We start from the raw sequence: 7,943 nt of genomic DNA, 5'->3' as shown, positions 1-7,943 counted from the left end.
CCGAACCTCGTCCCGATCGACCGTCATCGCGGGTCGCGGATGGGCCACAAACTCCCGCCGCGGCCGCCGCGGCAGCTCCCGGCTCACCGGCAGGCCGGCCGCTCGCCACGCCGGCCACCCGCCGTCGAGCACGTACACCCGGTCGTGTCCAAGATAGCGGAGCATCCACCATAAACGCGGGGCCACCGCGGCCTGCGGTACGTCGTAGGCGACCACGGTGACGGCGCCGTCGACCCCGAGTGCGCCGAGCGTGCCGCAGAAGGCGTCCCAGTCCGGCAGCGGATGGCGGCCGCCGTGGGCGCGCACGGATCCGGAGAGATCGCGCTCCAAGTCGAGATAGGCTGCGCCCGGAACGTGGGCGTCGTCGTAGGCCGCGCGGCCGGCGTCGGGCCGCCCCAACTCGAACCGGCAGTCCACGGCCACCACCGCGGCGTCGGCGAGGCGCTGCGCGAGCCACTCGAGGTCGACAAGGTTCCGGCGCGCGATCATTGGCCTGTGAAGACTTCGGTGCGGCCATGCGCGCGTCCCGCCGCGCCTCCGCCCGGGAAGGAGCGAACGCGCCCCCGCGAAACCGAGAGGGCGGAGGGTGATGCGTGATGCGGCCGTGGTCGACTGAGCTTCGAGGAAGGTTCGACGAGGTCGTCTTCGACAGCGTGGCGCTCACGGGGAACCCGCTCGGGGACCCGGCGCGCCGTCCGCTCTGGGTGTATCTGCCGCCCGGCTACGACGCCGAGCCGGGCCGCCGCTACCCCGTCGTCTATCAGATCCAGGGGCTCACCGGGCAGCTCGACATGTGGCGCAACCGGTCGCCGCTCCGGAAGAACTTCCCCGAGCTCGCCGACGAGCTCTTCGCGAGCGGGGAGGCCCCGCCGTGCTTGGTGGTCTGGGTGGACTGCTGGACCTCGCTCGGCGGGAGCCAGTTCCTGGATTCGCCCGGGACGGGACGCTACCATACGTATCTCTGCGAGGAGATCGTCCCGTGGGTGGACGCGCGCTACCGCACGCTGGCACGGCGCGAGCACCGGGGCATCGCCGGCAAGTCGAGCGGCGGCTACGGGGCGATGGTGACCCCGATGCTCCGGCCCGACCTGTGGGGCGGCCTCGCCACGCACGCCGGGGACGCATTGTTCGAGACCTGTTACCTGCCTGACTTTCGCCGATCGGTCCGGGCGCTGCGCGATTCCTACCAAGGCTCGTTCGAGAAGTTCTGGGAGGACTTTCGTGGCCGCCCGGCGTTCTCAAAGGACGGCGACCAACATCTGCTCAACGATTGGTGCATGGCGGCCTGCTATTCCACGGATCCGGACGGCACCGTCCGGCTGCCATACGATCCGGCGACGGGCGGCCTGATCCCGGACGTCTGGGCGCGATGGCTGGCCTGGGATCCGGTCCGCATGGTCCCGCGCCACGCGGACGCGCTGCGGACGATGAGGGCGATCTACATCGACGCCGGGAAGCGGGATCAATTCTTCCTGGACCTCGGGGCGGAGGCGTTCCGCCGCGCGCTCGCCGCGGCGGGCGTCACCGATGTGTTCTTCGAGTTGTTCGACGCGACGCATTCGGCGATCGAGTACCGGTACCCGAAGAGCCTGCGGTACCTGGCCGAGCGTTTGACGCCGTAGCGTATGACGGCCGGGTCCTGGCACGGCATCTTCCCCTATCTCGTCTCCCCCCTCGACCGGTCCGGGCGCGTGGACGCCGGCGTGCTCGGCCGCCTCGTCGAGCACCTCATCGGACGCGGCGTGCACGGTCTGAGCCCGCTTGGAAGCACCGGCGAGTTTCCGTATCTCACGGTGCCGCAGCGGATCGCGGTCGTGCGCGCGGTTGTCGAGGCGGCGCGGGGCCGCGTGCCCGTTGTGCCCGGGGTGGCGGCGTACGGCACCCAGGACGCGATCGAGCAGATTCGGCTGGTCCTCGACGCGGGCGCGGACGGCGTCGTGCTGATCCTGCAACAGTACTTCCCGCTCACGCCGGACGGCGTGGCCGGCTTCTTCGAAAGCGTGGCCGCCGCCGTGCCGTGCCCGATCTGCGTGTACACGAACCCGCGACTGCTCGGGTACGACCTGAGCCCCGATCAGATCGCGGCGCTCGCGGAGATCCCGAACGTCCGCTACCTCAAAGACGCCTCCGGCGAGACCGGACGGCTGCTGACGATCTTGAACCGGACCGGCGGCCGGATCGGCGTCTTCAGCGCGTCGGCCCACGTCCCGCTGCTGGTGTTCCACCTCGGCGGCGTGGGGTGGATGGCCGGACCGGCCTGCCTCGTGCCCGACGCGTGCGTCAAACTCTATGCGCTCGCGCGCGCCGGGCGGTGGGAGGATGCCGACCGGCTGCAGCGGCGGCTCTGGCCGGTCAACGAAGTTTTTCGGCGGCACGGTCTCGCGGCGTGCATCAAGGCCGGGTTGCGGATCCAAGGCTTCGAGGCGGGCGATCCGATCCCGCCGCAGCGGCCGCTCGGGCCGGCTGCGGTCGACGAAATCCGCGACGCCCTCCGGAGCGCGGACGGCTGAGCCGTTCGGGGAAAGGACCTGGGATGATCCGAACGGGCCTGATCGTACTGCTGGTCATGGCGGTCGCCGGCACCGCCGCGGCGGGGGTGCTTCCGGACCTCAGCACGCACAAGGACGTCCGGGCGGTGGTCGAGATCAAGGCGTCCGCCGATGAGGTGTGGCGCGTGCTGACCGATTTCCCCGCGTACGATATCTGGAACCCCTACATCTATCCCGCCTCCGGCGACGCCGTGGCGGGCCGGACGCTTGACCTCACCCTCCGGGGCGGCACGGTGATCCACTTCGCCCCGACCGTGCTGGTCGCGAAGCCCGGCCAGGAATTGACGTGGGCCGGCAAGATGCCGTTGGGCGCGGTGGAGCGCGTGCTGACGTTCGAAATTACGCCGCTCGAGCCGCACCGCTCGCGGCTGACCGCCACGGAACGGTTCCGGGGCATCGCGCTGCCGCTCGTCTCGGGCGTAACGGACGATGCCGCCTCCGGTCTCGCCGCCATGACCAGGGCGCTGCGGGAGCGCGCCGAACTGCTGGACTTCTCGCTGCCTGTCCCGCGGTAGGCGGGGCCTGTCCCGCGGTAGGCGGGGCCCGCCCCGCCTCGGTAAGACCTCGGCGCCGGGAGCCGCGCACGACGAAACTCGAAGCGGCGTTTACGCCGTCTCGAGCGCCACGTCGAACGCGGCCGCGTACCCTTGTCCTTCCTTCGCGACCTTGAGGACCAGTTTCGTTCCGCCGTCGCGGAAGATGCCGTCGTCGGCGTTCCGCATGGTGCGCCGGCCCTTGCCGGCGTAGGGCGGCCGCGCGTGCACGCGATCGGTGAGCGTGTCGTCGAAGTATAGCTGCGACGTGAATTCATGATGCGCCGAGGACGCGGACGCGGTTCGAATCTTGAAGTGGACGTGGACCGTTCGGCCCTGATACCAGCCGGGATAGATGGTCAGGAATTCCGCGGTCCCGGCGGCGGTCGTCACCTGATAGCCGCGCAAGAATTTCTTGCCCCTGGTGTCGCCAAACAGCGGGTCTCGGGCGTCGGAGTAGACCCCGAGGGCGTCGCAATGCCACACGTCCACGGTTGCGCCCGCGAGCGGCCTGCACACGCTTCCGTTCAGCTCCGCGACGCGAAAGACCAACCGCAACGGGACCCCCTGCTTGACGGAGCCGTCGGTCGGATCTCGGCGAATGTCGGAGCGGCGCAGCTTTTCGTCCACGAAATATGGCCCCTGTGTCTGCTGAGGACGCACGACGCAGGACGGCCGCACGGCACCGGCCGCGTTGACGGTGTGCGATCCAACATGGCCGGACGCGGCGAGGAGCGCGGTGCCGGCGGCGGCGCCGGAGAAGAGCGTCAGGATCTCCCGGCGCGTCAAAACCCGTCCAACAGATCGATCGTCGTTCGTCATCGGCAGGCTTCTCCCGATCGGCCTTTTGTCCCGAGGCAAATTATGGTTCCATTATGCCGGGACATTGCAAAGATACCATAGGCCGCGTCAGAACCCGTACGTTCGCACCCAGGCCGGGACGACCCGAAACATCACGCGGTCCGGGGGCATCGCGTCGCCGCCCCACCGGCGTTCGAGATTCGGGTGGTACTTGTCCAGCAGCGCCCGGACGAGCCCGCGCCGCGCCGGCGAGTCCGGAATGAACTCCGCGCGGCCGCCGATGATCACGGCGCGCGCGTCCGCCCGCGTCCCCGATTCCGCGACCACGCAGACGCGGGGGTCGCGGCGAAGATTGCGGACCTTCTGCGTGCCGCGTTCGCTGATCATGGTCATGGCCGCGGCATCGTGCCAAAACCACATCGGGATCGCGAGCGGCGATCCATCGGCCTGAATCGTCGAGAGCACGACGACCTCCCTCGTCGCGAGAAATCGTTGGATGCGTTCGTCGCCGAACTGGATCACAGCCGCCTCCCCGCCCGCACTCGAGATCCTTACATCCGCCGCAGGCGCGGGTCGAGCGCGTCCCGCAGGCTGTCGCCCACGACGTTCAGCGCGAGCACCAGCGTGAGGATCGCCAGGCCGGGGAACGTCGCGATCCACCACTGGACCAGGTAGTCGCGCCCCGCGGCGATCATTGATCCCCACTCCGGAATCTGCGGCGGCGGGCCGAGCCCGAGGAAGCTCAGTGAGGCGAACGTGAGAATCGCGTGCCCGACGTCGAGTGTGCCGAGGATCACGATCGGCGAGACGATGTTCCGGAGAATGTGCCGACCGAACACCCGCAGCGTGGAGGCGCCCACGGCCCGCGCGGCTTCGACGTACTCGCGGCCCCGCACGGCGAGGACGAGGCCCCGCGCGAACCGCGCGTACGACGGCCACCACGCCACCATGATCGCGAGCACGGCGTTCCACACGCCGGCGCCGAGCGCGGCGGAGATGATCATCGCCAGGATGACCGTGGGGAACGCCAGCATGAGATCCGTCAGGCGCATGATCGCCTCGTCCACGATGCCACCGGCCACGCCGGCGACGCTGCCGACGACAGTCCCGAGCAGGACCGCGAGCGCGACCGCGGCGAGTCCCACCGGGATCGAGATGCGCGCCCCGTAGAGTACGCGGCTGAGCACGTCCCGGCCCAGCGGGTCGGTGCCGAGCCAGTGCGCCGGGCCGGGCGCGGCCAGGCGCCCGGCGATATCCTGCGCCAGCGGCGGCTCGGGCGCGAGCAGCGGCGCGGCCGCGGCGGCGACGAGCCACGCCGCGACGACCACGAGGGCGATCATCGCCAGCGGCGACCGCACGAACGGCCGCGGCAGGAATTGCGCGGGACGGCGGACGCCGGAACGTGGGGCGGCCGCCGCGGGGACCGCCATCGCGCTACCCCATCCGGATGCGCGGATCGGCGACCGCGTAGGCGACGTCGACGAGCAGGTTCGCGAAGACGTACACCGACGCGACAACGATGCCGACGCCCATGATCGCGGGAAAATCGAGCGACGTGGCGCTGCGGAACGCGTACGAGCCGAGCCCGGGCCAGGCGAAAACCGTCTCCGTGATGACGGCGCCCGAGAGGAGCCCACCGAAGCTCAATCCGATGATCGTGATCACCGGCAGCAGCGCGTTGCGCGCCGCGTGCCGCAGGGTGACGCGGAGGCCCGGGAGGCCCTTCGCGCGCGCGGTCCGCACGTAGTCCTCGCCGAGAACGTCGAGCATGCTGCCGCGCATCATGCGCGTGATCACCCCGATGCTGTAGGCGGAGAGCACGAGCGCCGGCAGCACGAGATGCGCGAGCGCGTCCCCGCCGACCTCCGGCTCGCCGGCCAGAAAGGCGTCGACCACGACGAACCCCGTCACCACGGGCGGGCGGCTCAGGCGCGGGTTGAGCTGGCCCGCCGACGGCGCCCACCCCAGCCACGCGTAGAAAACGAGGAGCGCCACGAGCCCCAGCCAGAACACCGGCATCGACACCCCGATCAGCGAGCCGCCCCGGCTGATCTGGTCGATCGGGGTATCGCGGCGGACGCCGGCGAGGATCCCGAGCGGGATCCCGACGGCCAGGCTGATCAGCATCGCCGCAAACGCGAGTTCCACGGTCGCCGGCAGATCCTGGCCGAGATCGGTGAGGACCGCCTGATGCGTCGAGATCGACATCCCCATGTCACCGCGCAGCAGGTTGCGGAGGTAGATCACGTACTGCACCGGCAGCGGCCGGTCGAGCCCCCATTGGTGGCGGAAGGTGGCGACGACCTCGGGATTCGCGGCCGCCTGCTCGCCGAGGTTGACGGCCACGGGATCCGCCGGAACGGCATGCGAGATCACGAACGTGAGGAGGGTGATCCCGACGAGCATCGCCGGCAGCAGCAGGACGCGCCGGGCGACGTACCGCGCCAGGTTCACCTCAGGTGGGCCGGACCGCGAAGAGATCGATCCCCCAGACGCTGTTGAAAGTCACGCCGCGCAGGTCCGCGCGGTAGCCCCACGGCAGCGCCGGCGTGAACAGCGGGACGTAGGGGCCGATCTCCAGGAGACGCCGCTGGATCTTCTGCAGCAGGGCGACCCGGGCCCGCGGGGTGCCTTCCTGCTCCGCCTGGTCGCCCCAGCGCGCCAACTCCCCGGCCGCAGGGCCTGCCGACGCCGGCCACTGCAGCCGCTTGCCCACGAGCCGGCCCGGCAGATACACGAGGAAGTCGGTCGCGTCGGGGTAGTCGGCGTAGTACCCTCCAAAGAGGGCCGGGGACCGGCCCGCGCGGTACTCGCCGAGGGCCACCGCCCCCGGCAGGCCGTTGAGATCCACGGTGATGCCCACCGCCGCGAGATCGGCCTGGAGCTTCTGCGCCATGAGGGCGTACTGGATGCCGAAGGACGTCTGGTCGCTCGCGTAGTTCATCCGGCCCCGCGGCGCCGCGACCCCCGACTCCCGGATCAAGGCCTTCGCCCGCTCCCGGTCGGTCCGGACCGCCTCGCGGGGATCGAGCGCCCCGGCGAGGTCGTTGGGGATCACTCCGGACATGCGCGTCGCGCCCGGCCCGGCGATCTTGAGGATGCCCTCGTAGTCGAGCGCGTAGCGGATCGCCTGGAGGATCTTCGGGTTGGCGAGCGCCCCGCTCAGCTCCGGGTTCATGTTCACCATCATGACGAACGAGGCGGCGATCTGAGTGTTCCTGATCGTCACGCCCGGCACGGCTCCCAGCGTCTGCGCGTTGGCGAGGCCGAGGCCGGTCGCGACGTCGAGATCGCCGCGCTCGAGCTGCAGCGCCTGGGTCGACGCTTCCGGAACGTTCTTGATGACCACGCGGGCGATCGGCGCCCGTCCGCGCCAGTGGCGCGGGTTGCGGACGAGCACGACCTCCTGGTTCGGAGTGTGGCTCTCGAGGACGTAGGCGCCGCTCCCGAGCGAGTGGGCGTTGAGATAGGCCTCGGCGTGATCGCGGTCTTTCGCGTCCGGCCCGGCGTCCGCGCCCTGCGCGGCCGCGGCCTTGCTGTCGACGATGCCGAGCGCCCCGTTCGACAGGATGGGGATGATCGAAGGCTGGGGCGCCTTGAGGCGCAGCACCACGGTATACAGGTCGGGCGCCGTCACGGCGTCGACGTTGTCGAGGAAGAAGGCGGGATTGCTCTTCAAGTTCATGACGCGCTCGAACGACCACTTGACGTCGGCCGACGTAAGCGGGTTCCCTCCCGCGAAGCGGACGTCGCGGCGCAGCGCGAACGTATGCAACCGGCCCCCGCCGGTGACCGTCCACGACGTCGCGAGGTGCGGCCGGGGATGCGAAAGGTCTTCCCCGTTGAGCGTCACCAGCGCGTCGTAAGCGGCGTGTGTGATCATCTCGCCGAGCGGCTCGAGCGTGTGGCCGGGGTCGAGGCTGCGGATCACGTAGCTCGGCGCGACCACGAGCGTGTCGCGGGGCGCGCCGGCGGCCGGTGCCGCGGCGGGGTGCGCTAGGCGGGACAAGGCGGCGGCGCCGGCCGCCGCCCCGAGCAGCGCCCGGCGGGTGAGCCGCGG

Annotated in this window: 9 protein-coding genes; 3 read left to right on the top strand and 6 right to left on the bottom strand. The window is 70.7% G+C overall.

Features of this window, described 5'->3' with window-relative positions:
• The coding region (locus tag VGZ23_02800; GenBank protein ID HEV2356528.1) for a rhodanese-like domain-containing protein at positions 1 to 489 on the bottom strand (489 nt) is incomplete at its 3' end.
• Between the two features lie 107 nt (positions 490 to 596).
• Here VGZ23_02800 and VGZ23_02795 point away from each other — a divergent pair.
• The 3 genes from VGZ23_02795 to VGZ23_02785 are packed head-to-tail and all read left to right on the top strand — an operon-like array spanning position 597 to position 3,064.
• Positions 597 to 1,622 carry an alpha/beta hydrolase-fold protein gene (locus VGZ23_02795; protein HEV2356527.1) on the top strand — a complete coding sequence of 342 codons (1,026 nt, stop codon included), beginning with the start codon at positions 597 to 599 and terminating at the stop codon, positions 1,620 to 1,622.
• Between the two features lie 3 nt (positions 1,623 to 1,625).
• Positions 1,626 to 2,510 (top strand): dihydrodipicolinate synthase family protein, encoded by an 885-nt coding sequence (locus tag VGZ23_02790; protein HEV2356526.1) that lies wholly within the window; start codon positions 1,626 to 1,628, stop codon positions 2,508 to 2,510.
• Between the two features lie 23 nt (positions 2,511 to 2,533).
• Positions 2,534 to 3,064, top strand: a complete 531-nt coding sequence (locus VGZ23_02785; GenBank protein ID HEV2356525.1) for an SRPBCC domain-containing protein — start codon at positions 2,534 to 2,536, stop codon at positions 3,062 to 3,064.
• 90 nt (positions 3,065 to 3,154) lie between these two features.
• On the opposite strand, the gene VGZ23_02780 is transcribed toward VGZ23_02785, so the two are convergent.
• The 5 genes from VGZ23_02780 to VGZ23_02760 form a co-directional block, all read right to left on the bottom strand.
• Entirely contained in the window at positions 3,155 to 3,904 is a 750-nt protein-coding gene (locus VGZ23_02780) for an intradiol ring-cleavage dioxygenase (protein ID HEV2356524.1), read from the bottom strand.
• Positions 3,905 to 3,991: 87 nt separating this feature from the next.
• The gene (locus VGZ23_02775) at positions 3,992 to 4,405 is read right to left on the bottom strand and encodes a pyridoxamine 5'-phosphate oxidase family protein (GenBank protein HEV2356523.1); all 414 of its coding nucleotides are present in this window, start codon (positions 4,403 to 4,405) and stop codon (positions 3,992 to 3,994) included.
• Positions 4,406 to 4,434: 29 nt separating this feature from the next.
• Positions 4,435 to 5,313, bottom strand: a complete 879-nt coding sequence (locus tag VGZ23_02770) for an ABC transporter permease (GenBank protein HEV2356522.1) — start codon at positions 5,311 to 5,313, stop codon at positions 4,435 to 4,437.
• 4 nt (positions 5,314 to 5,317) lie between these two features.
• Positions 5,318 to 6,337: an ABC transporter permease gene (locus VGZ23_02765; GenBank protein ID HEV2356521.1), complete on the bottom strand. Its 1,020-nt coding sequence runs from the start codon at positions 6,335 to 6,337 to the stop codon at positions 5,318 to 5,320.
• 1 nt (position 6,338) lies between these two features.
• Positions 6,339 to 7,943 (bottom strand): ABC transporter substrate-binding protein (locus VGZ23_02760; protein HEV2356520.1); only part of this gene is annotated, 1,605 nt, incomplete at its 5' end.

The sequence above is a fragment of the bacterium genome (assembly GCA_035945995.1).
Classification (GTDB): domain Bacteria; phylum Sysuimicrobiota; class Sysuimicrobiia; order Sysuimicrobiales; family Segetimicrobiaceae; genus DASSJF01.
Note: the sequence above shows the minus strand (reverse complement) of the source record. Positions and strands in the feature narration are given on the sequence as shown.